This is a genomic window from Streptomyces sp. NPDC002055 (assembly GCF_040296705.1).
Lineage (GTDB): Bacteria > Actinomycetota > Actinomycetes > Streptomycetales > Streptomycetaceae > Streptomyces.
In genome coordinates this window covers 1-24,599 of sequence record NZ_JBEOXS010000010.1, presented here as the reverse complement: position 1 = coordinate 24,599, position 24,599 = coordinate 1, and the positions used below count along the sequence as shown (strand labels likewise).

General features: G+C 72.1%; 21 protein-coding genes. 10 read left to right on the top strand and 11 right to left on the bottom strand.

The window, feature by feature from the left end; all coding sequences use genetic code 11:
- Positions 1-218 precede the first annotated feature (218 nt).
- The 3 genes from ABT112_RS08130 to ABT112_RS08120 form a co-directional block, all read right to left on the bottom strand.
- Positions 219-1,187: a zinc-binding dehydrogenase gene (locus ABT112_RS08130; RefSeq protein WP_351506854.1), complete on the bottom strand. Its 969-nt coding sequence runs from the start codon at positions 1,185-1,187 to the stop codon at positions 219-221.
- A gap of 356 nt (positions 1,188-1,543) precedes the next feature.
- The gene (locus ABT112_RS08125; protein WP_351506852.1) at positions 1,544-2,077 is read right to left on the bottom strand and encodes a GNAT family N-acetyltransferase; all 534 of its coding nucleotides are present in this window, start codon (positions 2,075-2,077) and stop codon (positions 1,544-1,546) included.
- Positions 2,074-3,342 carry an NsdA family TPR-like regulatory protein gene (locus ABT112_RS08120; protein WP_351506850.1) on the bottom strand — a complete coding sequence of 423 codons (1,269 nt, stop codon included), beginning with the start codon at positions 3,340-3,342 and terminating at the stop codon, positions 2,074-2,076. The genes ABT112_RS08125 and ABT112_RS08120 overlap by 4 nt, the downstream gene beginning before the upstream one ends.
- Positions 3,343-3,545: 203 nt before the next feature.
- On the opposite strand from ABT112_RS08120, the gene ABT112_RS08115 reads away from it, so the two are divergent.
- The 4 genes from ABT112_RS08115 (at position 3,546) to ABT112_RS08100 (ending at position 7,815) form a co-directional block, all read left to right on the top strand.
- A complete protein-coding gene (locus ABT112_RS08115) occupies positions 3,546-3,851 on the top strand; it encodes a hypothetical protein (protein ID WP_351506848.1) in 306 nt (101 codons plus the stop codon).
- A 370-nt stretch (positions 3,852-4,221) separates the two neighbouring features.
- The gene (locus ABT112_RS08110) at positions 4,222-5,253 is read left to right on the top strand and encodes a dTDP-glucose 4,6-dehydratase (RefSeq protein ID WP_351506845.1); all 1,032 of its coding nucleotides are present in this window, start codon (positions 4,222-4,224) and stop codon (positions 5,251-5,253) included.
- Complete coding sequence (locus ABT112_RS08105) at positions 5,243-7,384, top strand: aminotransferase class I/II-fold pyridoxal phosphate-dependent enzyme (RefSeq protein WP_351506843.1); 2,142 nt, start codon at positions 5,243-5,245, stop codon at positions 7,382-7,384. The genes ABT112_RS08110 and ABT112_RS08105 overlap by 11 nt, the downstream gene beginning before the upstream one ends.
- Complete coding sequence (locus ABT112_RS08100) at positions 7,384-7,815, top strand: arsenate reductase/protein-tyrosine-phosphatase family protein (protein WP_351506841.1); 432 nt, start codon at positions 7,384-7,386, stop codon at positions 7,813-7,815. Before ABT112_RS08105 ends, ABT112_RS08100 begins: the two co-directional genes overlap by 1 nt.
- Positions 7,816-7,825: 10 nt before the next feature.
- Here ABT112_RS08100 and ABT112_RS08095 read toward each other — a convergent pair whose 3' ends face one another.
- The gene (locus ABT112_RS08095) at positions 7,826-9,001 is read right to left on the bottom strand and encodes a UDP-N-acetylglucosamine--N-acetylmuramyl-(pentapeptide) pyrophosphoryl-undecaprenol N-acetylglucosamine transferase (protein ID WP_351506839.1); all 1,176 of its coding nucleotides are present in this window, start codon (positions 8,999-9,001) and stop codon (positions 7,826-7,828) included.
- A 315-nt stretch (positions 9,002-9,316) separates the two neighbouring features.
- Here ABT112_RS08095 and ABT112_RS08090 point away from each other — a divergent pair, with 315 nt between their 5' ends.
- The gene (locus tag ABT112_RS08090; protein ID WP_351506837.1) at positions 9,317-9,925 is read left to right on the top strand and encodes a GTP-binding protein; all 609 of its coding nucleotides are present in this window, start codon (positions 9,317-9,319) and stop codon (positions 9,923-9,925) included.
- Between the two features lie 190 nt (positions 9,926-10,115).
- Here the strand turns inward: ABT112_RS08090 and ABT112_RS08085 are convergent, their stop codons facing one another.
- From ABT112_RS08085 to ABT112_RS08075, 3 genes are all read right to left on the bottom strand, one after another.
- Complete coding sequence (locus tag ABT112_RS08085) at positions 10,116-11,306, bottom strand: lipid-transfer protein (protein WP_351506835.1); 1,191 nt, start codon at positions 11,304-11,306, stop codon at positions 10,116-10,118.
- The gene (locus ABT112_RS08080; protein ID WP_351506833.1) at positions 11,303-11,812 is read right to left on the bottom strand and encodes a Zn-ribbon domain-containing OB-fold protein; all 510 of its coding nucleotides are present in this window, start codon (positions 11,810-11,812) and stop codon (positions 11,303-11,305) included. Before ABT112_RS08080 ends, ABT112_RS08085 begins: the two co-directional genes overlap by 4 nt.
- 69 nt (positions 11,813-11,881) lie before the next feature.
- Positions 11,882-12,229 (bottom strand): Mpo1-like protein, encoded by a 348-nt coding sequence (locus tag ABT112_RS08075; protein ID WP_351506831.1) that lies wholly within the window; start codon positions 12,227-12,229, stop codon positions 11,882-11,884.
- 345 nt (positions 12,230-12,574) lie between these two features.
- On the opposite strand from ABT112_RS08075, the gene ABT112_RS08070 reads away from it, so the two are divergent.
- Both ABT112_RS08070 and ABT112_RS08065 read left to right on the top strand, forming a co-directional pair.
- Positions 12,575-13,543, top strand: a complete 969-nt coding sequence (locus ABT112_RS08070) for a serine hydrolase (RefSeq protein WP_351506829.1) — start codon at positions 12,575-12,577, stop codon at positions 13,541-13,543.
- Between the two features lie 206 nt (positions 13,544-13,749).
- Entirely contained in the window at positions 13,750-14,259 is a 510-nt protein-coding gene (locus ABT112_RS08065) for a DinB family protein (protein ID WP_351506827.1), read from the top strand.
- A gap of 196 nt (positions 14,260-14,455) precedes the next feature.
- On the opposite strand, the gene ABT112_RS08060 is transcribed toward ABT112_RS08065, so the two are convergent.
- Positions 14,456-15,268, bottom strand: a complete 813-nt coding sequence (locus ABT112_RS08060) for a M15 family metallopeptidase (protein WP_351506825.1) — start codon at positions 15,266-15,268, stop codon at positions 14,456-14,458.
- A gap of 75 nt (positions 15,269-15,343) precedes the next feature.
- Here ABT112_RS08060 and ABT112_RS08055 point away from each other — a divergent pair, with 75 nt between their 5' ends.
- Positions 15,344-15,871, top strand: coding sequence for an NUDIX domain-containing protein (locus ABT112_RS08055; RefSeq protein WP_351506823.1), 528 nt, complete (start codon positions 15,344-15,346; stop codon positions 15,869-15,871).
- A 218-nt stretch (positions 15,872-16,089) separates the two neighbouring features.
- Here ABT112_RS08055 and ABT112_RS08050 read toward each other — a convergent pair whose 3' ends face one another.
- The gene (locus tag ABT112_RS08050; protein ID WP_351506821.1) at positions 16,090-18,435 is read right to left on the bottom strand and encodes a glycoside hydrolase family 31 protein; all 2,346 of its coding nucleotides are present in this window, start codon (positions 18,433-18,435) and stop codon (positions 16,090-16,092) included.
- 322 nt (positions 18,436-18,757) lie between these two features.
- On the opposite strand from ABT112_RS08050, the gene ABT112_RS08045 reads away from it, so the two are divergent.
- Positions 18,758-20,776 (top strand): acetoacetate--CoA ligase, encoded by a 2,019-nt coding sequence (locus ABT112_RS08045; RefSeq protein WP_351506819.1) that lies wholly within the window; start codon positions 18,758-18,760, stop codon positions 20,774-20,776.
- Between the two features lie 70 nt (positions 20,777-20,846).
- On the top strand, positions 20,847-21,752 hold the full coding sequence (locus tag ABT112_RS08040; RefSeq protein WP_351506817.1) for a DUF8829 domain-containing protein: 906 nt from the start codon (positions 20,847-20,849) through the stop codon (positions 21,750-21,752).
- A 95-nt stretch (positions 21,753-21,847) separates the two neighbouring features.
- On the opposite strand, the gene ptsP is transcribed toward ABT112_RS08040, so the two are convergent.
- Together ptsP and ABT112_RS08030 are read right to left on the bottom strand one after the other, a co-directional pair.
- Positions 21,848-23,518, bottom strand: a complete 1,671-nt coding sequence (gene ptsP, locus ABT112_RS08035; RefSeq protein ID WP_351506815.1) for a phosphoenolpyruvate--protein phosphotransferase — start codon at positions 23,516-23,518, stop codon at positions 21,848-21,850.
- A gap of 78 nt (positions 23,519-23,596) precedes the next feature.
- Positions 23,597-24,046, bottom strand: a complete 450-nt coding sequence (locus ABT112_RS08030) for a PTS sugar transporter subunit IIA (protein ID WP_351506813.1) — start codon at positions 24,044-24,046, stop codon at positions 23,597-23,599.
- Between the last annotated feature and the right edge of the window lie 553 nt (positions 24,047-24,599).

Sequence of the window (24,599 nt, the reverse complement as noted above, 5' to 3'; positions counted from 1 at the left end):
CCTTCCGGAGCCGCTTCCCCGACTTCCCCTCGGGAGCGGATTCCGGCCCGTCGGCACCGTTCCCGCCCCCTCGGCACCGTTCCCGCCCCCGTGGGAGCCGAGTGCACCGCTCGCCCCTGCCGGACACCCGCACCGGCAGGGGCGAGCCCGTTCACCCGTTCCTCAGCGCCCCGTTCCTCAGCGCCCCATTCCTCAGAGCCCTGTTCCTCAGCGGCGCCTCAGGGGATCAGCAGCACCTTGCCCACGGTGTCGCGGCCCGCCAGCGCGGTATGGGCGGCCGGTGCCATCTCCAGCGGGAACCGGTGCCCGATCACCGGGGTCACCCGTCCAATCGCCGCCTCGGCCAGCACACCGGCCTGCAATGCGTGGAAGCGTTGCGGATCCACCCCCGGATTGGCCCCGCCGAAGCCGATGACGGTCAGCCCCCGGCCGTAGGCCAGCCCGCCCGGGATCTCCGTACCCGTGCCAGACGCGATCCCGTAGATGACGAACCGTCCGCCGGGCGCGAGGGTGTCGACCGCCTGTCGGCCGATCTCCCCGCCGACCGAGTCCAGCACGACGTTCACCCCGCGCCCGCCCGCGGCCTTGCGCACTTCCTGCACCCACCCGGGCCGGCCGTAGTCCACGGCGTGATCCGCGCCCAGCTTCCGGACCAGCTCCAGCTTGTGCTCGCCCCGGGCGGCACCGATCACCGTCGCCCGAGCGACCTTGGCCAACTGCACCAGCAGACTGCCCACACCACCGGCCGCCGCCTCCACCAGCACCGTCTCGTCCTCCCGGAGCCGGGAGATCTCGATGAGGGCGGCCGCGGTGAGTCCCTGGCCGAGCAGCCCTGCCGCATCCTCCGTGGACACGCTGTCCGGCAGCACATGGAGGGCCCGGCGGGACAGCACCGCCCGTTCCGCGTACCCGCCGGCGTTCCCGGTCTGTCCGGAGACCCGCTTGCCGATCAGCCCCGCGTCCACTCCGTCGCCGACCATGCACACCACCCCGGCGACGTCCCGCCCCGGCGTGTAGGGCCGTGGCACGGCGGCCGACTTCCCGGCACGCACCAGTGTCTCCACGAACTGGACCCCGGCCGCGGCGACATCGACGAGCACCTCGCCGTACCCCGGCTCCGGATCCGCCACATGTTCCACTCGCATGACCTCCGGCGGACCGAACTCGGCGACACGGACAGCGCGCATGCTGGCTCCCTCGTATGTCCTGTTACCCGTTGGCGCGGACGGCCGCCTCCTCGGTGGGCGCCGTCCCCATCGCGGATTACGCGACTGACGTGCGTTTTCCTCAAGTGGCCGAGAACGGGGTGTGCAGACCGGCCAATCTGCGGGGCGGCCGGAGCGGGGTGCGACGGGCGGGCCGGCGGGGAGACAAGCGGTATCCGGAGCGGACGGAAGGACCGGCTGCGGGCCGTGGCCGGCCCCGGGACAAGGAGTACCGGCTGCGGACCTCGGACGGCTGCCCGGCAGGCCTGGACTATCGGTGGATCAACCTGTACGGCCCGCACCCCGGGCAAGTGCGGGCCGTTGGAGGCAAATCGCGGTCAGATTTCGACTGTCAGGTCCAGCACCATCACGGCATAGACCGGAGAGTCGGGGAAGGGCTGACGCACGCCTACCTTCCTGTACCCCCAGGATTCGTAGAGAGCTTGAAGTCTGGGGCGCTTGGTATCAACGGTGAGCGCGGCCAACGCCTCATTCCGAGGCCCGAGGAGAGCCCGGTGCAGATACTGACCCAGCCCACGCCCCCGCCAGGCCACACGGAGCATCAGTTCCGAGATCGCGAAGGTGGAAGTCTCCGCAGGCAGAGTAGGCACGTACTCACGCCACCACTCTTGTCCGGCCTCGGATGGTGCCCCGTAGGTGAAGCCGATCGGCTGTCCGCCTCCGTCGTGAGCGATGACGCAGGAGAAGCCCGCCTTATTGCCCCAGTGATCCACGAACCAGGGAAAGCGCTGCACGAACTCCTCTTCGGCCCTGGCGGCATAGGCATCAGCGTGGACGTCCAGAAGCGTCTGGCGGATCTGCGCAAGGTCGTCGTGCGTGTAGTGCCTCAGTGCGACGTCTGCCGTGGTCACACAGTGCTCCATTCGGATCGGTAACGGTCGGTCCACTCCCGCGCCACGGTGGCACTCGGAGCGATGGTGAACAGATGGCGGTGCAAGTCACCCAAGATCACACGCAATCGACCCGGAAGAGGATGCCTGGCCATCAGCACAAACACGTCCCCGGTGGTGTCGCATGCCTGCTCGATCTCCCCTTGACAGGCCTGGGCAAGGGCTAGGCGAGCTGTGATCATGGCCCTGTTACGGCGGTACTGCGCAGGCAGTATGGCCAGCGCCCGGTGGGACGCCATCTCGGCATCCGCGGGGGCGTCAAGCTGGGCGTGGACGATAGCGGCGAGCGCTTCGAGTTCCGCGGGTCCGTAGAATGCGATCCACGCTGGGCGGGGCAACTGCTCGGCACTGGCCAGGGCTTCCCGGGCGTGGCCGAGGGAACGCCGTGCGGCCTGCCGGTCCCCGAGGGTGGCGTGGGCTACGGCGGCCCGCGCGTGGCCGAGAGAGGCGAAGCACGGGTCGCGCCGCGTAATGGTCGTAGCCTGTGCTGCCTGCGCTGCGGCGACGGCTTCGCTGTACTCGGTGCGGTGATGGGCCAGCATCGCGATTGAGTTCCACACTCGCATCGTCGCTGTCGAATCCCCCGCCATCCCGGCCAGTCTCAATGCCTCGTTCAGGAGCTCCTGCGCACGGCTGAGCTGTCGGGCGTCGAGGCAGGACCACGCCGCCATAGAGGTGTAGGCGGCCGCCACGCTGAAAAGCCGCTGCCTGATGCGTTGCGTAGCGGAGCCCTTTTGCAGGTCCAGGGTTGCGCGGGCACCGGCGAGGGCGGCCTGCTCAAGGGCGGCGTGGCCTCCGCGGGCCTGGTCGATGGTGGTGAGCCGGTCCAGACCCGCACGAGCGCGGTGCACGTCCGACGTGCCCACGGTTGGTCGTGTGGCCACGAGTGGCGCAGCGACGGCGGCTGCTGTGATCACGCCGAATCGGCGACGGTTCACGTCGTCCTCCGGTATTACGAGCGGGGAGGGAGCGGCCGGCTTTCCCCGGGGTACGAACCCTAAGTCGGTCGGATCGAGACCGGTGACGGTTTTGAGTGCCTCGCGAGTCAGGCGATTGGGCCAGGTGACCCGCCCAGATTTCCAGTCGCGGACGGTTCGGCCGTCGTACTTGCCCGGCCGCCCGGTGAGGTTCTCAAGCGCCGAATTCAGCTCCCTGGCCAGGCTGGCTGAGCTGTGTTCGTGCTCCGCCATCCACTCCTCCAGGGCGGAGTTTCGTGTGGCATCCATATGCGCAGCGTAGGGCCTTGTGGCCGACAGTGAGGTAGTGAAGTGGTCAAGTCCTCCTAGGCCGTCCGAGCAGTAACCGGCGAAGTCCCCTAACTCCACTTCACCCGAACGGCAGTTAGGTGTCGTGCACGGCCTTGTTCGCGCCCTTCCCCCGGAGGGGCGACCAGCGCATGGGGCATAGCGACTCGACAGTGAGGGCGACGATGACGACGCGCACTCCCGGCACCAGCACCCAGCCCCTGGGCTTGGGGCACTTCGAACACCCCCTTCTCGGCCGCCTGGTGGTTGATCATGCCCATGGTGACCGGGTTGGTGTCCTCCGCGCCATCGCCCCGGACGTGGACAACCGCGATGCGGAACCGGAGCTGAAAGTCCCGGACACTCCGCCGATGGCGTGGCTGGCGCCTGCGGGCGGCGGCCTGGAGTGGATCACGGATCCCGATGAAATCGAGGCTGTCACGGAACCGGGCGGACCGACCTCGGCGGCCGGCGAAGGTGAAGCCAGGTGAGCGGTTTACACAGCGGCGAGCTGATGCCGGTGCCCGCCCGCCGGCCACTCAATACGGGAGCGTTGTTGGACGATGTCGCCGATGCGCTGGACGCCGTGCCTCCTGGGCTGGCCGACCGTCCGGCCCGGTGGGGTCTGACGCACTCGCCCCCGTGGAGCTGCTGGGCACAACCATCGTGCCCGCCGGGCAGATCGCCCCCGGACAACCGCCCTCCGGGCGGATGACGGGAGTTCGACGACAGGACCTGGATGTACTGGGTCGGCCCGTCACACGCGGGCGGGCCCAGCCTTCACGCTCGGCCGATCGGCCGGCGGCTTCTCTGACAGCGCGGTCAACGCCGGGCCGTCACTTTCCCTTCATGGAGACATTCATGGAACACGTGCTCGTGACCGGCGGGGCCGGTTTCATCGGCTCGCACTTCGTCAAGCGGATTGTCCGGGCCGACGACGTCGCCCGAGTGACGGTCCTCGACGCCCTCACCTACGCCGGCCACATCGAGAACCTGGGCACTGCCTTCTTCTCCGACAAGCTGCGGTTCGTCCAGGGCGACATCCGGGACAGGGCCCACGTCGACGAAGTGATGTCGGCCGGCCCCACCGCGGTGGTGCACTTCGCGGCGGAGTCCCACGTTGACCGCTCCTACGATGCGGCCGACGGGTTCCTGTCCACCAACGTTCTTGGTACGCAGGTGCTCCTCCACGCGGCGCACCGCCACGGCGTCGAGATGTTCGTCCACGTATCCACTGACGAGGTGTACGGGCCGCTGCCGGAGGGCTCCGCCACCGAGGACTTCCCGCTGCGCCCCTCCGTTCCCTACGCAGCGGCAAAGGCCGCCAGCGACCTGGTGGCTCTGAGCGCCTACCAGACGCTCGGGCTGCCGGTGTGCGTGACCCGCAGCAGCAACTGCTACGGGCCCTACCAGTACCCCGAAAAGGTCATCCCGCTGTTCGTCACCCGCCTCCTGCGTGGACTACCGGTCACCCTTCACGGCCAGGGCCAGCACATTCGGAACTGGCTCCACGTCGAAGACAACTGCGCAGGCGTGGAAGCGGTTCTGCGCAACGGAACGCCCGGGAAGGTCTACAACCTCGGCGGTGGCACCGACCTCTCCAGCAAGGAGCTGACCGGGTACCTTCTCGACATCTGTGGCGCGACCTCGGACAAGGTCACCTACATCCCCGACCGGCCGGCGAACGACGTCCGGTACTCGATGGACTGGACGAAGGCCCGCGACCTCGGGTATCAGCCGACACGTTGCCTGAAGGACGGACTGGCCGAGACCGCCGACTGGTACCGCCGCAACCCCGACCGGTGGGCACCGCTCGCGACAGGCGACCTCCGCGCCGTCCTCCCCGCCGCCCGCACCGTGACCACCGCGCTGGAGGCACGCCATGCCCGGTGATCAGCTCGCACCCCGCCGGATTCTCGTCACCGGTGTCGGGGCCAACCCCGGGTTCGGGTTGACCCGCAGCCTCACACGCCTCGGCCACGAAGTCGTTGCCGCCGACTCGAACCCTCTGGCCCCCGGCTTCCTCCTGCCCGGCGTCGTGCCCCAGGTCATCCCCCTGGCCGCTGACCCCGGTTACTGCGACCGCATGGCCGAGCTGTGCCGCCGCCTGGCCGTGGACGCGGTGGTGGCCGGCATCGAGAATGACCTCCCGCCGCTGGTGAGTATGGCGCCCTGTCTGGATGCGGCCGGTGCGCGACTGTGGCTCCCTGATGCAGGATCGGTCAGTGCCTGCATCGACAAGGCCGCCTTCCACCAGGTACTTACCGAGCACGGCATCCCCACCCCCCGCACCTGGTGGGGCAACACGCTCGACCAAGTCCCGGACGGCACGGAGCTGGTCGTCAAGCCCCGGCGCGGACACGGCGCGCAGGGAGTCCACTACTGCGACAAGAGGGAGCACGCGCTGTTCCTGAGCGAGCTGGTCTCCGATGCCCTGGTCCAGGAGAGGATCTACGGCACGGAGTTCACCGCGGACTGCCTGGTGGACCGCTCCGCTTGTGCGTCGGTGATCCTTCGACGCAGGAACCTGGTCAAGGCCGGGCTCGCCACAGTCTCCACCACGTTCCACGACACCGCCGTGCAGGACCTCGTCCAGGCGACGCTGCGGGCCGTCCGTGCCGAGGGGTTGTGCTGCGTCCAGGGTTTCATCACCGTCGACGGCGCGGTCACCATCACCGAGCTGAACGTGCGGGTGGCCGGCGGCTTCCCGCTGTCCGAGGCTGCTGGGGCAGACCTCGTCGGCCAGATGGTCCGCGGCCTGTTCGGCATGCCGGTCGACCACAACCGCCTGACCTACCAGGCGGGAATGTTCCTGACCAATTATGTCGAGACCCTTGCCGTCGGCAACGCCGCAGAGCTGGAGCGCATTACCGCCTCGGAGAGGGGAACTGTGACCGCGACCAGACCTGACGCGGGCCGGAACGCCAGCCCCTACCTGTACGGGGAGGAGGCCGCGGCGGTCGCCAGCGTCCTGGAGTCCGGCCAGTACGGACACACCGACGTTACGCAAGAGTTCGAGCGGCGGATCGCCGCCTACCTTGGGGTGCCCGACGCGGTGGCCGTCACCTCCGGCACTGCGGCTCTGCACAGCGCGCTGCTCGTGGCCGGCATCGGTCCCGGTGCCGAAGTGATCGTCCCCTCCCTCACCTTCTGCGCGACCATCCAAGTGATCCGGGCCGTGGGCGCGACACCGCGGTTCGTCGACATCGACCCTGCCACGCTGTGCGTGACCCCCCAGCTCGTCATGGAGGCGGTCAGCGATGCCACGGCCGCAGTCGTCCCGGTCCTCTTCGGCGGCCGGGCCATCGACCTCGGCCCAGTCCAGGATGCCCTGACCGAACGGGGAATCGTTGTCATCGAGGACGCCGCGCACGCCTTCGGCTCCCGCAACGGTCCACGTCACGTGGGCGCTTCCGGTACCGCCCTGACGTGCTTCTCCTTCGGCCCGATCAAGAACCTCACTTGTGGGCAGGGCGGCATGGTCATCCCCCGCACAGGTGAGGAAGCCGACGCGATCCGCCGGATCCGGCTCCTCGGCGTCGCGCAGTCCCAGAGCGAACGCGCGAACACCACCACCTACCGTGTGGACGGCTTCGGCCTGCGCTACCAGCTCTCCGCCATCAACTCGGCCATCGGGCTGGCTCAGCTCAGTCGCTTTGCCACCACCGTGCGTGCCCGCCGCGGCCTGTGGCGCTCCTACCGGGACGCGCTCTCCGGGCTGGACGGCGTGACGCTCATTGACGTCGGCGCCCACCATGCGGTGCCCCACCTGTGCCAGGTCCGCGTACCGCACCGGGACGAGGTTTTCTCGGACCTGCGGGCCCAGGGCGTCGGTGTCGGCGTCCACTACCCGCCCAACCACCTCCAGCCCGCTTTCGCGGCCTGGCGACGCACCTTGCCGGCCACCGAAAGGGTCGCTGCGGAGATCCTGAGTCTGCCCTTCCACCAGCACCTCACCGAGACGGACATCGACCACGTGGTCTCTGCCCTCGGTCAGGCACTCAAGTCGGCTGGAGCGTCGTGATGCGCAACCTGTTGACCGTGTGCCTGGGCAACCACTGCCGCTCCCCGTTCGCCGAGATCGCGCTCACCCGCAGGGGCGGAACGACAGTCGCAGTCCGTTCAGCGGGCCTGATCGGCAAGTGGCAGGACCAGCCCGCCAACCCGTCCATGATCAACGCTGCCCGGCGACTGGGATTTGACCTCACCCCCCACCGGGGGCAGCAGATCACCCTGGACATGCTGCACTGGGCGGACGACGTCCTAGCGATGGACGCCAGCGTCCTCGAAGCGCTCCAAGCGATCTGCGGTGAGGGGAACGCACACAAACTCGGCCTCTACCTTCGCGACCGCGACGTCCCCGACCCGATGGGCCAGGGCGACGACGCGTTCAACAACTGCGCCACGCTGATCGAGTCGGGCACCGCCCTCCACACCGGCAGCCGCCGCCCGTGACTTGGCGGGGTCAGCCGGACGCGGCGGACAGGATCACGTCCACGAGCCTGTCCGCGGCGTCCGGGCGTCCATGGGCCCTGGCCGCAATCGCCATCGCCTCTCGCTGCGTCGGATCGCCGAGGAGCGGAGTGACCGCTTCGCACAGCCCGTCCCCGGTGACCTCCCCCACGAGAGCGACCGCTGCTCCTGCCTCCTCCAAGTACCGGGCGTTGTGGGCCTGCTCGCCTCCCGCCGAAGAGGCGAGCGGGATGAAGACCGCTGGCTTGCCGAGGGCGGTCAGCTCGGCCAGGGTGCCCGCACCACTGCGGGAGATCACCAGGTCGGCCAAGGCCAGCACGTCCGGTAGCTCCGGCCCGACGAACGGCACCAGGTGGTACCGGGCGGCCGGCCCGGGAGGCAGGTCCGCCGCACGGGCGAGCAGACCCTCGTAGTGGGCCGGGCCGCACTGGTGAACCACGTTGGTGCGCTCCAGCAGCCATGGGAGCACGTCCCCGATCACAGAGTTGATCTGCTGGGAGCCCTGCGCACCGCCGGTGACGTACACCGTCGGCAACCGGCGGTCGAAGGCGTGCAATCCCAGTGCCGCAACGGCCTTGTCCGGCTGGCCGGTCAGCACCTCCGGCCTCACCGGGTTGCCGGTGACCACGGCCGACGGCCGGACGTCCGGCGGCAGAAGAGGCAGGGTCGATTCCGAAGACACCGCGATCTTCGTCGCAGAACCGGCGAGCTTGCGGTTGGCGAGGCCGAGTCGGACAGTCTGCTCGTGCAGCACCAACGGCACCCGGCACAACCGGGCAGCCAGCCCGGCCGGGACCGCGACGTAGCCGCCCGTCGCCAACACGACATCCGGCCGGAAACCGGCCACTGCCTTGCGGGCCTGCGCGACGCCCAGCGGTACTCGCGCCATGTCGCGCACGTTGGCTGGAGACGCCAACTTCAAGGGATTGGAGGAGCGACGGATCTTGCCGGTGGCCACCGTGGCGAACGGGACACCCTCCGCCGGCGCGACGCGAGCCTCCAACCCGTCGGGTGTGCCGATCCACAGAACGTCGAGGGTGCCACCGGCAGCACTCAGCCGGGCCTGCAACGTGCGGATGGCGGTCAGGGCGGGATAGGTGTGGCCGCCGGTGCCCCCTCCCGTAACGATCAGACGGAAGGCGCTCGGCAAGGACGCTGGTTCGTTCACGTCGCGCACCCTACTGGTCCGACCGGTGCCTGGCGGGCGATTCGAGCCGCGCGCTTCAGGTGCCCTACGCCTCGGGGCCGCCACCCTGCCCTTCGATCAGCCGCCCGCCTGGTCCGCGGAACGGACGTCCTCCGCAACCGTCAGGCACTCCGCACCCCTTCAAGGGGCAATGACCCGAGACCACCGGGCAGGTACACGGCGACTCCGTTGTACTGTTCCTTGCCGAGGCCGACCGTTTGATGACTGCCTGTGATCAGGGAGGCAATCAGGGAGGCCTCCACCCCTCATCAGACGCACACCGGGAGAAGAGATCCCATGGTCTTCGGGCGCTCTCAGCGACGCCGCAAGCCTGCCGTCGATCCGGTAACCCTCAAGATCCTTGTGGCGGGCGGCTTCGGGGTCGGGAAAACGACACTCGTCGGCGCGGTGAGCGAGATCAGACCCCTGCGCACCGAGGAGCTGCTGACCGAGGCGGGACGGCCGGTGGACTCCACCGAGGGCGTCGAAGCCAAGCGGACCACCACCGTGGCCATGGACTTCGGCCGGATCTCGGTGCGCGAGGACCTCATCCTGTACCTCTTCGGCACGCCGGGACAGGACCGCTTCTGGTTCCTCTGGGACGAACTCGCGCAGGGTGCCCTCGGCGCGGTCGTCCTCGCCGACACCCGCCGGCTCAGCGACTGCTTCGCCGCGGTGGACTACTTCGAGCGGCGCGGCATCCCCTTCTCGCTCGCCGTCAACTGCTTCGACGGGGCCGAGCGGTTCGCCGCCGAAACGGTGCGCGAGGCGCTCGACCTCGACCCGGAGGTGCCGGTGATCCTCTGCGACGCACGGGACCGGGACTCCGCCAAGGAGGTCCTGATCTCCGTCGTCGAACACGCCATGGAGACCGGCGCGGACCGTCCCCGGCACGCCACCACCTGACAGGAGTCGCGGCCCACCACCGGACGTGGCCCACCACCGGAGCGGCCCAGGAGGCCGCACCGGCTCTCCCGGACGGCCCGCAACCGGCCGTAGCCGCCCCGCCGCACTACGGCCGGGGGCGGAACCGGGGCAGGGAACGGCCGGGCAACCTCCTGCCGGGAACCATCCGGCCCGGCGCCAATCGCGCCGCTCAGCGGACCACGACCACCGAGGACGCGTGCCCGAACAGCCCCTGGTTCGCCGTGATCCCGGCCCGCGCCCCCGGGATCCGGCGGTCGCCCGCGCGCCCGCGCAGTTGCTGCACCAGCTCGTACACCTGGGCAATGGCCTGTGCGGGAACGGCCTCCCCGAACGAGGCGAGACCGCCGCTCGGGTTGACCGGAATCCGGCCGCCGAGCGTGGTGGCCCCCTCCCGCAGCAGCTTCGCGCCCTCCCCGGCCGGGCAGAGCCCCAAGTCCTCGTACCAGTCCAGTTCCAGGGCGGTCGACAGGTCGTAGACCTCCGCCAGCGACAGATCCTCCGGCCCGAGCGCGGCCTCCTCGTACGCGGCCCGGACGACCGAGGCCCGGAAACCGAGTGCGGGCGGCTCCACCGCGGCCGCCGAATCGGTCGCGATGTCCGGCAGATCCGGCACGGTCCGGGGGTACTGCGGGGTCACCGTGGACACCGCCCGGATCCGGACCGGGTCCCGCACCCCCTGCCGCCGGGCGAATGCGGTGCTCGTCAGCACCAGCGCGGCGGCCCCGTCGGAGGTGGCGCAGATGTCCAGGAGCCGCAGCGGATCGGCGACGACCGGGGAGGCCGCCACCTGGCCGGCGGAGACCGCGGTGCGGTACCGGGCGTGCGGATTGGCCGCCCCGGCAGCGGCGTTCTTCACCTTGACCTGGGCGAAGTCCTCGACGGTGTCACCGTGCAGATGCATCCGGCGGCGGGCCGCGAGCGCGAAGTACGCCGGATTGGTGGCACCGAGGACCCGGAACCGCAGCCAGTCCGGGTCGTCCGGACGCTCACCGCCCGCGGGTGCGAAGAAGCCCTTCGGCGCCGCGTCCGCACCGACCACCAGCACCACCTCGGCCAGACCCGCCAGGATCTGCGCGCGGGCGGTGTCCACCGCCTGCGCCCCCGAGGCGCAGGCCGCGTAGACGCTGGTCACCCGCGCTCCCTGCCGGCCCAGCGCCTGCGTGAAGGTCGCGCCCGCGACATGACCGGGGTAGCCGCACCGCACCGTGTTGGCACCGACCACCGACTCGACGTCCGTCCAGTCGAGACCCGCGTCGGCGAGCGCGGCGCGGGCCGCCACGGTGCCGTACTCCACGAAGCTGCGGCCCCACTTCCCCCAGGGGTGCAGACCCGCGCCGAGGACCGCCACCTCCCGGGTCACGGCCGCCCACCTTCGGACTCCCGCCCGTCGGCCCCGCCGCTCACCGGCCGGAAGTGCCAGGTGGTCCAGGTCCGTTCGGCGTCCTCGTTCAGCACCCCGGGAACGACCTCGACCACCATCCCGACGGCGAGGTCCGCCACGGACACCCCGGGAGCGGCCTGGCCGAGCACGATCATGCGCTCGGCCGCCAGCTCCACCGCGACCAGGGTGTACGGCACCCACTCCCGGTCGGGGTCGGAGACGTACGGGGGCGGCGGCCGGTAGCGGCCGTCGGTGTAGGACCACACCCGTCCTCTCGGGGAGAGCGGGACCTCGGTCAATTCCGTCCCGGCACAGCGGGGGTTGCGGCAGAAGTGGTCCTCGCGGGGGAAGAAGACCGAGCCGCAGGCGGCGCAGCGGGTGCCCAGCAGCCGGAAGCCCGGCTCGCCGGTCTCCCCGCCCGGGCCCTCGTCCGTGCGGTCACCGCGGAACCAGCCGGCCACCACAGGCGTACGGATGCGCGACACGGCCCCTCCCAGCAATCTGACGGCATGTCAGAAGCTTCCCATGGTCCGGGCCTTCCTCGCGAGACCGCGTCAGGAGTGCTCCGCACGCCATGCCGCGGCGATCTCCGCCAGCTCCCGGTCGCGGCCCGCCAGCATCATCCGGATCATCCGCGCGTCCCCCCGCAGGGACCAGGCCGGGTGCCCGAAGGTGGCGGGGTTGTTCCCCTCGATGAGGAAGTGCGCGGGCCACGCGGTCCCGTAACCGATCACCGGCAGCGCCGCGAGGAACCGCCGGCGGCCGCTCACCAGCCCGTAGGTGCTCAGCGCGAGCCCGGTCAGGGTGCCGGTCAGATGGATCCAGCGCGTGGCGGCCCGGGAGTGCATGGCCACGTAGTACGGCCAGAACTCCTCGTACGAGGTGAATATCCGCTGCGTCATCCCCGCACCGTAGTGCGCGCCGCGCCGCACCGGGAGCCCCGGCTCGGTGTCGCGTCCCGAACGCCCCGGCGCCCTCCCTCCTCGTCGCCTCGGAGGCTCCCCTTCCGCCGCCTTCCGGCGCTTCCGCTTCCGCGCGACTGATGTCTCGCGCCCGGCCCGGGGCGCACGAGACCGGGGCCGACAACACTCGTCAGACCGGGGAGGCAACCTGCGCGGCCGAACGCCGGTCCTGCTGACGGGCCGGAATCGGCGAACTCCGGTTCCACGGGCTCCGGTCCGCGTCCCCGACCGCGGTCGGAGCGGCGCGGCGGAGCCGGAGGCACGACAAGAACGGAAGGAATCCGTATGGAGGATCCACAGATACCCGGCCGCACCCCGTACCGGGTGCCGGCCGCGGTGGTCGCCGGGTCACTGGTCGCGGCGCTCGCCGCCGCCGGCCCGGCCGCGGCGGCGAGCCCGAAGGCGGCGCGGGCCGACAAGGCGCCGAAGGTCTCCTGCACCTCGCAGCAGCAGGGCCTGGCGACCAAGCTGTCCCAGCACATCAGGAAGGCGGTCGACGGCCGCAAGGGCACGATCGCCCTGGCCGTGCACGACCGCCGCACCGGCACCCGGTGCACCCTCGGCGCCGACCGGAAGTTCGACTCCGCGAGCGTCGTCAAGGTCACCGTCCTCGGCGCCCTGCTGCGCCGGGCGATGGAGGAGAACCGGGAACTCACCCGAAAGGAGGTGAAACTGACCACTTCCATGATCACCAAGTCGGACAACGAGGCCACCAGCACACTCTGGCGGCAGCTCGGCACCCGCGGCATCCAGCACTTCCTGAGCCTGGCCGGCATGACGCGCACGGTGCCGGGAGCGGACGGCTACTGGGGTCTCACCCAGGTCACCGCCGGTGACCAGATGAAGCTGCTCGACCTGCTGACGTCCGACAACGACGTGCTCGACCGGGACGCGCGGAGCTACGCCGGCGGCCTGATGCAGCGGGTCGTGGACGGCCAGCGCTGGGGCACCCCCGCCGGTGCGCCGGACACGTCGACCATCGGGGTCAAGAACGGCTGGCTGAGCCGCTCCAGCCACGGTTGGCGGGTGCACAGCGTCGGCACGTTCACCGGTGGTGGGCACGACTACGGCATCGTGGTCCTCTCCCACGGCAACCGCACCATGGACTACGGCATCGCGAGCATCCAGGGCGTCGCCCGCCGGATCCACCAGGATCTGGCCCCGGCCGCCTCGTCCGCCGAGCGGTTCGTCCCCGCGACACCGCGCAAGGGCACCCTCGACCGGGCCGTCCCGCAGGTGCCGGGCGCCGAGTAGCCCGACGGGGCCGGACCGTGTCGCCGCACGGTCCGGCCCTCTTTCGTCCCCTCACGGTCCGGCCCCTCTTTCGTCCCCCCGCTGTCCGGGACGGCGGCCGGCACCGCCGGAACCGGGGCCCGTGCAACGGTCGGTCGCGACGGCCGTGATCGTATGACGCCGTACCGCAACGCCCCCGGATCAGCCGTCGACGAGGAGTCCGCCCCATGACCACCGACGACCGGACAGCACCGCCGCACGCCGGCAGCGAGCGCGAGACGCTGCGCGCCTTCCTCGACTACCACCGCGCGACACTCGCCAGGAAGTGCGAGGGGCTCACCGACGAGGAGCTGCGGCAGCAGTCCATGCCCCCGTCGACGCTCTCCCTGCTCGGCCTGGTCCGGCACCTGGCCGAGGTGGAACGCGCCTGGTTCCGCCGGGTGTTCGAGGACAACGAGGCGCCCATGGTCTGGTCCCGCACCATCGACTTCCAGGCGGCGTACGACGCGAGCCGGTCGACCCGGAGCGAGGCGTTCGCGGCGTGGGAGGCCGAGGTCGAGAACTCCCGCCGCATCGAGCGGGAGGCCGCGTCGCTGGACCTGACCGGCCACCAGCCCCGCTGGGGGACGGCGGTGTCGCTGCGGATGGTGCTGGTCCACGTCCTCCTGGAGTACGGCCGCCACAACGGGCACGCGGACTTGCTGCGCGAGGGCGTCGACGGGGTCACCGGAGCCTGAGCGGCCGGTCGCGCCACGCGGGCGCACCGCACCCCGTGGGGCGGGCCGGCCCTTCGTACCACGGGCGTCCGACGATGCGTCCCCGGCACCCCGGCACCCGGCTACCCCTGCACCCCGACCACCCCACGGCCCCGTCCCGCCACCGGCCTCACCGACGAGAGGTCAGCGAACCCCGGAGGCCAGCGCCCCTCAGAGGTCAGCGCCCCCCGGAGGCCAGCGAACGCCGGTGGACCGGAAAGTCGAAGTAGGTGTCCGGGAACGTCTCCGGCTTGAAGGTGAAGTGCCACCACTCCTCGGGGAGGTTCACGAACCCCTGCCCCTCCAGCGTCCGCTTCAGCAGCGTCCGGTGGGCCCGCTGCACGCCGCCGACCCGTGGATCCTCGGTGTGCGACAGCGTGTCGAAGCAGTCGAAGCCCGTCCCCATGTCCACGGAGTTGTCCGGGAACCGGTCCTCCCGCGGCGCATGGCACGGCACCAGCGGCTCACCCGGCACATACGGACGGGTCGGCCACCCGGGCAGCCTCACCAGCGTCACATCGACCGTGCTGCCCCGGCTGTGCCCGGACTTCTCCGCGATGTAACCGTCCTCGAACAGCCGGGTCTTGTCGACCCTCGGATAGAACTCCCCCTTCATGGCCTGATCGTCGAGCCGCTTCGCCCAGTCGACGAAGTGGTTCACCGCGCGCTGGGGCCGGTAGCAGTCGTACACCTTGAGCGTGTAGCCCTTGCGGAGCAGCGTCCGCTGCGCCCGGTGCAGGGCCCGGGCCGCGGGGGCGGTGAGGATGCACAACGGCTGCCGGTAGCCGTCGATCCGTTCGCCCACGAAGTTGTGCCGGGTGACGTACCGCATCTCCTGCCGGACCGTCGGGTCGACGTCCCGCAGCGCCACGAACTCCTCGGGAGCCCTCGGCTCGGGCTGCGCCCGCGCCACCGGGGGAGCGGCGGTCGTGACGGCCAGAGCGGCGACGGACAGGGCCAGTACGCGCAGTGCGGCGGCAAATCGTGGCATGTCCACGGGATTTACCAGGTGACCGATGCCTCGGGGAAGGGGGCGGGCGGGCCCGTCGGCGGATACAGTGCGCGAATGGCCGATCGGGAACCCTTCTCCCACTGCTCCTCCTGCGGTGCCGCCCATGCGCCCGGCGCGGACTGGCCCCGGCAGTGCCCGGCGTGCGGCGCCATCGCCTACCGCAATCCGCTGCCGGTGGCCGTCGCCCTGCTGCCCGTCCGCGGAGCCGACGGCACCGCCCTCACCGTCATCCGCCGCACCATCGACCCCGGCCGTGGCCGGATCGCCCTCCCCGGCGGCTTCATCGACCACGGCGAGGACTGGCGGGACGCCGTCGTCCGCGAACTGTACGAGGAGACCGGCATCGCGGCCGAGGCGGACCGGGTGGACCTCGCCGATGTGCTCAGCTCGCCCGGCGGACACCTGCTGGTCTTCGGCCTGCTCCCCGAGCGCCCCGTCGAGAGCCTGCCGCCCTCGGCCGGCACGGACGAGACCGAGGGCTGGGAACTCCTGGCGCAGCCGCGGGAACTGGCCTTCCCGCTCCACACCGAGGCGGCCGCGGCCTGGTTCGCCGGCCGGTACCCCCACCGGCCCACGCGCTGACCACGGACGAGGACCGACCCTCTGCCACGTGACTCCGCGCCGGACGACACCCCGCGGCCCTACCGCGCAACCCGTTCCGCCGCGCCTCGCCGACGGACCGATCGTCCCCCCGGCCCCCGCCGTCCGTCCCGACGGACCGATCGTCCGCCCGGAGCCCGCGGTCTGCCCCGACGGCCCATCACCAACGCTTCCCGTCGTCTGTCCGCTGCGCTCGCCCCTCAGCCCCTCACCCGCACCCGGTACCCCGGCTCCCCGCCGTCCGCGCGCTCCACCACGACCCGGCCCTCCTCGGTCCGTGACACGAAGCGTTCGACCGTCGTCCGCGCCCAGCCGTCCCCGCCGTCGGCGACGACATGCCCGCCGCCCCGGCTCCCCGGAGCCGGCGGCCACACCTCCAGCTCCACCCCGCCGTCCTCCGCGGCGACCGGCAGCACCGAACCCGCCCGGGCCAGCACCGGGATCCGCGACAGCGGGGCGTCCACCCGCACCCGCCCCGGCCCGTCGAACACCTCCCCGGTGGCGGTGTCGTACCACCGGCCACGGGGCAGCCGTACCGTCCGCCGGACCGCGCCCGGTTCGAGCACCGGCGCGACGAGCAGCGCGTCCCCCAGCAGAAACGCGTCCTCGCAGTCCCGCAGCGCCCGGTCGCGCGGCGCCGCCCACCACACCGGCCGCACGTACGGCGCGCCGGACCGCCGGGCCAGCTGCGCCAGCGTGACGAAGTACGGCAGCAGCCGCTCCCGTTCACGCAGCGCCGCCCGCGCGTGCTCCAGCACCCGCGGCCCGAACGCCCACGGCTCCCGGGCCCCGGCCGGGACAGCCGCACGCGTGCGGAACAACGGCAGCCACGCCCCCAGCTGGAACCACCGGGTGCAGAGCTCCGGCGACGGCGCACCGGTGAAGGCGCCGATGTCCGGCCCCGCGTACGGCACCCCGCACAGCCCGAGCCCCAGCACCAGCGCCAGCGACGCCCGCAGCCCCGGCCAGCCGGTGGCGGCATCCCCCGACGAGGTCCCGCCGTAGCGCTGCTGCCCCGCCCAGCCGGAGCGGGAGATCACGAACGGGCGCTCCTCCGGCCGCAGCCGGCACAGCCCCTCGTAGCCCGCCCGGGCCATCTGCAGCCCGTAGACGTTGTGCGCCTCCCGGTGGTCGCCGCCCCGGCCCTCCAGGGCGTGCCGCGCCGAACGCGGCAGCGTCGGCTCGCCGAAGGCCGCGAAGGTCACCGGTGCGTTCCTGTCGTGCCACACCCCGGAGAAGCCCGCGGCCAGCCGCTCCGCGTACAGACCGCCCCACCAGGAACGCACCGCCGGGTCGGTGAAGTCCGGGAACACCGCCTCGCCCGCCCGCACCTCGCCGCGCACTTCCCGGCCGCGCGCGTCCCGGACGAACGCGTCCGCCGTCACGCCGCCGTCGTACACCGCGTACCCCGGCTCCGCCTTCACCGCCGGGTCGACGACCGACACCAGCCGCACATCGTCGGCGCGCAGTTCGTCCGCCAGCTCCGGCAGCCCGGCGAAACGGTCCCGGTCCACCGTGAAGGCGCGGTGCCCCCGGTGGTGGCCGGTGTCCAGGTGCAGGGCGGACAGCGGAAGCCCCCGCTCCCGGTGGTCGGCCACGATCCGCCGCACCTCCCGCGCACCGCCGCAGCCCTCCAGGGCGTGCTGGTGGCCGAGTGCCCAGCGCGGTGGCACCGCGGGGGCGCCCGTCAGCGAGACCCAGCCGTGCAGCACCCGCGCCGGGGTGCCGACCACGGTCCAGGAGCGCACCGGCCCGCCGTCCATCCGCACCTCACTGGAGCCCGGCCGGTCGTGCCCGGACCCGGCGCCCTCCTCGCCCTCCCGCAACCGCACCCGGCCGTCCCAGGAGTTGTCGTGGAAGACCAGATGCGTACCGGCGTCGGCCACCACCAGCTGCACCGGCATGGTCAGGTGGAGCGGGTCGTCACCGGGCCCGGAGCTCCCGCCCGGGCCGGAGTTCCAGAGCCGGTACACGCCGTCCCGCAGCCGAGGCCCGGCCGCCCGCCCGCCGAGCCCGAAGAACCGCGCGTCGGCCGGTACCTCGGACCGCTGCACCCAGCGCGCCCCGCCCGGCGCCGGCCCGGACACCGGATCCCACCAGCGCGGCGGCAGATCCCGCCGCAGCACCTTCCCGCCCGGCGTACGGATCTCCACCGCGCCGTACCGGGACACCGCCACCGTCACCCGCTCCGAGACGACCCGCCAGCCGCCGTCCTTGTCCGGCTCCAGCTCCGCCCGGGCGTCCGCCTCCGGACAGCCGTCCGCCAGCGCGTACGACGGTTCCGGTGCGCTGTCGTCCCAGCCGCAGAACACCGCACCGCCCGCCGCGACCCGCACCCGGAGCGAGGACCGCGCGAACCGCACCACCCCGCCGCCCGGCTGTGGTTCGGCCTCCCGGGCGAGCCCCGGCACCCGCGCCCGCTCGGCACCCCGTCCCGGCAGCCCCACCGCGTCGGCCCGCTGCCGCCGCCACGCCGACCGCACGGACCGCCGCCCCTCCGTCGTACCGACCACCTTCACCGACCGCACCAGGTCCCGCCCGTCCATGCCGCTCACCCTGCCATCGACCGGGCACCGCGAGCCGCACGTTCAACAGCCGTTCACCCACGGCGGACGCCGTGTGCCGTCCACGGATTCCGGGTGGGCCGCCCTGGTGCCCGGGCCGATCACGTGGCATCGTCCTGCTCAACCGTTTTCGCACCGGCGCTCCCGCCCCAGCGGGGGAGCGCGGCCCGAGCCGTGGGGCACCGCAGGAACCCCGCGGAACCGGGCGGACGCCGGCCGGACCGTACGGGACGGACCGGCCGCGGCCCACCGGAGCGGACCGGACCCCAGACCGACCGACAGGCGTACAGCCGGGAGCCGTGCCATGACCTCAGCGCCCATCGAACCGACCCCCGCCCCGCAGCCGGAGGCGCTGTGGCGGCCGGGCGCCGATCGCGTCGCCGGCGCGCAGATCACCGCGTTCCAGGAGTGGGCCGCCGACCGCCACGGCGCCCCGCGCGCCGTACCCGGCGACCCGGCCGCCTCCTACGCCGCGCTGCACCGCTGGTCGGTCGACGAGCTCGAACGCTTCTGGCAGGCCGTGGCCGAATGGTTCGACGTGCGCTTCGACACCCCGTACGAGCGCGTCCTCGCCGACCCGGCCATGCCCGGCGCCCGCTGGTTCCCCGGCGCCACCCTCAACTACGCCGAGCACGCGCTGCGCGCCGCCGCCGACCCCGCCCGCGCCGATGACCCGGCCCTGCTCCACGTGGACGAGACCCACGACCCCCGGCCGGTGAGCTGGGCCGAACTGCGCCGCCAGGTCGGCTCCCTCGCCGCCGAGCTGCGCCGCCTCGGGGTGCGCCCCGGCGACCGGGTCAGCGGCTACGTGCCCAACATCCCCCAGGCCGTCGTCGCCCTCCTCGCCACCGCCGCCGTGGGCGCCGTCTGGACCTCCTGCGCCCCCGACTTCGGCGCCCGCAGCGTCCTCGACCGCTTCCAGCAGGTCGAGCCGGTCGTCCTGTTCGCCGTCGACGGCTACCGCTACGGCGGCAAGGAACACACCCGCGCGGAGACCGTCGCCGAACTCCGCCGCGAACTGCCCACCCTGCGCGCCGTCGTGCACATCCCGCTGCTCGGCAGCCCCGCCCCCGACGGGGCCCTCGCCTGGGACGACCTGGTCGCCGGGGACACCGAGCCGGTCTTCGAGCAGGTCCCCTTCGACCACCCGCTCTGGGTGCTCTACTCCTCGGGGACCACCGGTCTGCCCAAGGCCATCGTGCAGTCCCAGGGCGGCATCCTCCTCGAACACCTCAAGCAGCTCGGCCTCCACACCGATCTCGGCCCCGGGGACCGCTTCTTCTGGTACACCTCCACCGGCTGGATGATGTGGAACTTCCTCGTCTCCGGCCTGCTCGCCGGCACCACCGTCGTCCTCTACGACGGCAGCCCCGGGTACCCCGGGACCGGCGCCCAGTGGGGGATCGCCGAGCGCACCGGGGCCACCGTCTTCGGCACCTCCGCCGCGTACGTCATGGCCTGCCGCAAGGCCGAGGTCCACCCGGGCCGCGACCACGACCTCTCCCGCGTCAAGTGCGTCGCCACCACCGGATCCCCGCTGCCGCCCGACGGCTTCCGGTGGATCCACGACGAGGTCGCCGAGGACATGTGGATCGCCTCCGTCAGCGGCGGCACCGATGTCTGCAGCTGCTTCGCCGGGGCCGTCCCCACCCTCCCCGTCTTCATCGGCGAGCTCCAGGCCCCCTGCCTCGGCACCGATCTCCAGGCATGGGACCCGCACGGCAAGCCGGTCGTCGACGAGGTCGGCGAGCTCGTCGTCGCGGGCCCCATGCCGTCGATGCCCATCCGGTTCTGGAACGACCCCGAGGGCCACCGCTACCGGGAGAGCTACTTCGAGATGTTCCCCGGCGTCTGGCGGCACGGGGACTGGATCACCCTCACCTCCCGCGGCACCGTCGTCATCCACGGCCGCTCCGACTCCACCCTCAACCGGCAGGGCGTCCGCATGGGCTCCTCCGACATCTACGAAGCGGTGGAACGCCTCCCCGAGATCCGCGAATCCCTGGTCATCGGCGTCGAGGAGCGGGACGGCGGCTACTGGATGCCGCTCTTCGTCCACCTCGCCGAGGGAGCCGTCCTCGACGACGCGCTCCGCGACCGCATCAAGCGGACCATCCGCGAACAGCTCTCGCCCCGCCACGTCCCCGACGAGATCATCCAGGTGCCGGGCGTCCCGCACACCCTCACCGGCAAGCGGATCGAGGTCCCCGTCAAGCGGCTCCTCCAGGGCACCCCGCTCGACAAGGCGGTCAACCCCGGCTCGGTCGACGACATCGAACTCCTCCGGCACTACGAGACGATCGCCCGCGATCACTCCGCGTAGCACCCGAACCCCATTGTCCGACCCCTCGGTTACGTTGAGTGAGCACTGTTCGACGTACCGAGGGGGAGTCATGGCACGGAAGACCACCAGCACGAACCGCCGGACCGCACGGCACACCCTCCGCCGGGAGGTACCGGGCACGGTCGCCCTGCTCGCCGACCCCGGCGACTTCGCGGCCATGCGGCGCTACCCCGGCTTCGCCTTCACCGACCACGCCACCTACCTCCGGGAGATGGAGGCGCTGCTGCGTGAGCTGGCGGCCGGGGGGCTGCACACCAGCGTGGCCCTCTTCGACCCCGAGGAGTACGAGGCGTTCTGCGCGGAGGCCGGCCTCGACCCGGCGCGGCCGGACAGCCGCGTCCGCTACACCGCCATGGCCGCCGGTGGCGCCACCGTCCCCTACCGGGGCCAGCCGGTCGACCGGCTCGTCCCCGAAGTGGTCGCCGAAGCGGAGCGGCACGCCACGTTCACCTGGGCCACCGCCCTGCTGTCAGCGGCGGACGGCTGCGCCCACTGCGACCGCGGCGCCGGCCGCGCCGCCTACACCCGCGCCTCACGGGCGGTGACCGGGCTCCTCGAAGCCGTCGGCCCCGGCGACCACCACCTGGTGTGCAGCGTGCCCGCCGACGGGGCCTCACTCATCGCGGTCTGCCAGGCGGAATGCCAGGAGGAGGGCCGGGTCCGGGTCCTGGAGTCGGAAGCCCTGATCCTGTGCACCGTCCTGGCCGCGGGCATCGCCACCGGCAGCCGCGGCGGCATCGTCGTCCGCAGCAACGCTCCCGCCCCGCGCGACGCGCCCGGCCGGGACGTGGTCCGGGGCTGGGCACTGCGCGACGGCTGGCCCCGGCCCCTCACCGAGGCCGAGGTGTTCGCGGCCTACTGCACCGACGCCGACACCGGCGAACCGATCCCCCCGGAGCACGGAGTGGAGTACCGCCCCGGAATCCCCCTCCCGCCCCCGGAGGACGACCGCTGAACGCACCGGTGGCCGCCCCGCACCCGCGGAGCGGCCACCGGCCGCGTACCTGAAGCCGCCCCGCGCTCGCCACAGGCGGTGCGGACGGCTCGGGATCACTCCCCGGAGAGCACCGCCTGGGCGGCCAGCCGCGCTTCCTCCGCCGTGTCGGACGCCCGTGCGGCGGCCGCCGCACGCTCGCACTGCGCGAACGTGTGCTTGGCCAGCGTGGCCCGCACATAGGGAATGGACGCGGCGCCCATGGACAGGCTGGTCACCCCGAGACCGGTGAGCACACAGGCCAGCAGCGGATCCGCCGCCGCCTCACCGCACACCCCGCAGCTCTTGCCCTCGGCCTTGGCCGCCTCCGCGGAGAACGCCACGAGATCGAGCAGCGCCGGCTGCCACGGATCCTGCAACCGGGACACCGCACCCACCTGACGGTCCGCGGCGAAGGTGTACTGCGCGAGGTCATTGGTGCCCAGAGACAGGAACTCGACCTCCTGCAGCACCGAGCGGGCCCGGAGCGCGGCGGAGGGAATCTCCACCATCGCGCCGAACTTCGCCTGCAGACCGGCCTCCCGGCAGGCGTCGGCGAACGCCTTGGCGTCGGTGCGGTCGGCCACCATCGGCGCCATGACCTCCAGGTACACCGGCAGCCCCTCGGCCGCCCGGGCGAGCGCCGTCAGCTGCGTCCGCAGCACCTCCGGGTGGTCCAGCAGACTCCGCAGACCGCGCACACCCAGCGCCGGGTTCGGCTCGTCGGACGGAGTGAGGAAGTCCAGCGGCTTGTCGGCCCCCGCGTCCAGCACCCGCACGACCACCCGGCCCTGCGGGAACGCCTCCAGCACCTGCCGGTACGCCTCGACCTGCGCGTCCTCCGACGGAGCGCGCGTGCTGTCGTCGAGGAACAGGAACTCGGTGCGGAACAGGCCCACGCCCTCGGCGCCCGCCTCCACCGCCGCCGGAACGTCCGCCGGCCCGCCGACATTGGCCAGCAACGGCACCTTGTGCCCGTCGGACGTCGCCCCCGGCCCCGTGGCGGCGGCCAGCGCCGCGCGCCGCTCGGCGGCGGCGGCCTCCATCGCGGCCCGCTTCTCCGCCCCCGGCTCGACGAAGATCTCGCCGGTGCTCCCGTCCACCCCGATCACCGTGCCCTCGGCCAGCTCGCCCGCGCCCGGCAGCGCCACCACGGCCGGCACACCCAGAGCACGCGCCAGGATGGCGCTGTGACTGGTCGGCCCGCCCTCCTCGGTGACGAAGCCGAGCACCAGGGCCGGGTCGAGCAGTGCGGTGTCCGCCGGAGCGAGATCACGGGCGATCAGCACGTACGGCTCGTCGCTGTCCGGAACCCCCGGCATCGGCACGCCGAGCAGCCGCGCCACGATCCGGTTGCGCACGTCGTCCAGGTCGGCCACCCGGCCCGCCAGGTACTCCCCGGCGCCGGCGAGCAGCGCCCGGTAGGAGGCGAAGGCGTCGTACACGGCCCGCTCGGCCGTGCTGCCCACCGCGATCCGGCGCTCGACATCGGCCATCAGCTCCGGGTCCTGGGCCATCATGGCCTGGGCCTCCAGCACCGCCTGCGCCTCACCGCCGGCCAGATTGCCGCGGGCGATCAGATCGGCGGAGACGGCCTCCACGGCCTGCCGGGCCCGCCCCTGTTCACGCGGCGCCTCGTCGGTGGGAATCTGCTTCGCCGGCGGCTCCAGCACCGCCGTCCCCATGTGCCTGACCTCGCCGATCGCCACCCCGTGGCTCACACCGACGCCTCGCAGCGTTGTCTCCATTGCACCCGTCTCCGGTTGATGCGGCGAGTCCCTCGCCCCTGCTGTGGATGTCATATGCGCCGGCCCCCGGCGCGGGGCTCACTTCCAGTGGAAGAGAGTGTCGCCCGGCTTGAGGTCGGTGCCGTCGGCGAGGTCGGAGAGTGCCTCGGCCGAAGCCTCGAGCGCCACCACCGGGCACACCGGGGACTTCCCGGTGGCCTCGACAGCGGCAGGGTTCCACCGCACCACGGGGTCGCCGCGGCGCACGGTGTCGCCCTTGCTGACGAGCAGTTCGAAGCCTTCCCCATTGAGCTGCACGGTGTCGATGCCCAGATGGGTCAGCACCCCGTGCCCTTCCCCGTCGACCACGACGAAGGCGTGCGGATGCAGGGAGACGACGATCCCCTCCACCGGCGCGACCACCTCCGACGGCTCGCGCACGGGGTCGATCGCGGTGCCGGGTCCCACCATCGCGCCGGAGAACACCGGGTCGGGCACGGCCGCGAGTCCGATGGCGCGCCCGGCAAGTGGTGAGGTCACGGTGGTCATGGGGGCCTCCCGGGGCGGAGATGAAACGGGTGTCGCCAGTGGTCTGGACGACTTGACCAGAAGAGTAAGTCATAGGAAGAGACGATTCCGTGCACCCGACGGCGGCCGGATCGAGCCCGTGGAGCGGCGAATCGATTTGCCTCGCCCATGGGGAGGCTGTAAGGTCTTGCACCTGCCCTCGACCGAGCACCGCGAAAACATCCGCGGATTCGGCTGGGGCGGCAACCACACCTATCGAACCTGATCCCTTCTCGGATCCGATTCCGCATGCCTGTTCCGCATGCCTGCGGATGACCGGTCGGAGACACGGAAAAGGCCTGATAGAGTTCGGAGCAGCCGAAAGGCAAAAGGCCCCCAACGGCCACTGGATTCGAAACTCGGACCGGAAACGGAACGAAAAAGAGTCTGGTAAGGTTGGAGACAACGAAGGGAAGCGCCCGGAGGGCCCGAAAGGGACTAAAGGAAGCGTCCGTTCCTTGAGAACTCAACAGCGTGCCAAAAGTCAACGCCAGATATGTTGATAACCCCGTCTCCGGGCCATCACGGTCCGAGG

Excerpts from the sequence above, each read along its gene's own strand:
- ABT112_RS08075 (WP_351506831.1), bottom strand. The coding sequence starts at position 12,229 with ATGACGCAGCGGATATTCACCTCGTACGAGGAGTTCTGGCCGTACTAC.
- ABT112_RS08065 (WP_351506827.1), top strand. The coding sequence starts at position 13,750 with ATGACCACCGACGACCGGACAGCACCGCCGCACGCCGGCAGCGAGCGC.
- ABT112_RS08105 (WP_351506843.1), top strand. The coding sequence starts at position 5,243 with ATGCCCGGTGATCAGCTCGCACCCCGCCGGATTCTCGTCACCGGTGTC.
- ABT112_RS08100 (WP_351506841.1), top strand. The coding sequence starts at position 7,384 with ATGCGCAACCTGTTGACCGTGTGCCTGGGCAACCACTGCCGCTCCCCG.
- ABT112_RS08130 (WP_351506854.1), bottom strand. The coding sequence starts at position 1,187 with ATGCGCGCTGTCCGTGTCGCCGAGTTCGGTCCGCCGGAGGTCATGCGA.
- ptsP (WP_351506815.1), bottom strand. The coding sequence starts at position 23,518 with ATGGAGACAACGCTGCGAGGCGTCGGTGTGAGCCACGGGGTGGCGATC.
- ABT112_RS08055 (WP_351506823.1), top strand. The coding sequence starts at position 15,344 with ATGGCCGATCGGGAACCCTTCTCCCACTGCTCCTCCTGCGGTGCCGCC.
- ABT112_RS08115 (WP_351506848.1), top strand. The coding sequence starts at position 3,546 with ATGACGACGCGCACTCCCGGCACCAGCACCCAGCCCCTGGGCTTGGGG.
- ABT112_RS08070 (WP_351506829.1), top strand. The coding sequence starts at position 12,575 with ATGGAGGATCCACAGATACCCGGCCGCACCCCGTACCGGGTGCCGGCC.
- ABT112_RS08030 (WP_351506813.1), bottom strand. The coding sequence starts at position 24,046 with ATGACCACCGTGACCTCACCACTTGCCGGGCGCGCCATCGGACTCGCG.
- ABT112_RS08040 (WP_351506817.1), top strand. The coding sequence starts at position 20,847 with ATGGCACGGAAGACCACCAGCACGAACCGCCGGACCGCACGGCACACC.
- ABT112_RS08110 (WP_351506845.1), top strand. The coding sequence starts at position 4,222 with ATGGAACACGTGCTCGTGACCGGCGGGGCCGGTTTCATCGGCTCGCAC.
- ABT112_RS08120 (WP_351506850.1), bottom strand. The coding sequence starts at position 3,342 with ATGGATGCCACACGAAACTCCGCCCTGGAGGAGTGGATGGCGGAGCAC.
- ABT112_RS08060 (WP_351506825.1), bottom strand. The coding sequence starts at position 15,268 with ATGCCACGATTTGCCGCCGCACTGCGCGTACTGGCCCTGTCCGTCGCC.
- ABT112_RS08050 (WP_351506821.1), bottom strand. The coding sequence starts at position 18,435 with ATGGACGGGCGGGACCTGGTGCGGTCGGTGAAGGTGGTCGGTACGACG.
- ABT112_RS08045 (WP_351506819.1), top strand. The coding sequence starts at position 18,758 with ATGACCTCAGCGCCCATCGAACCGACCCCCGCCCCGCAGCCGGAGGCG.
- ABT112_RS08090 (WP_351506837.1), top strand. The coding sequence starts at position 9,317 with ATGGTCTTCGGGCGCTCTCAGCGACGCCGCAAGCCTGCCGTCGATCCG.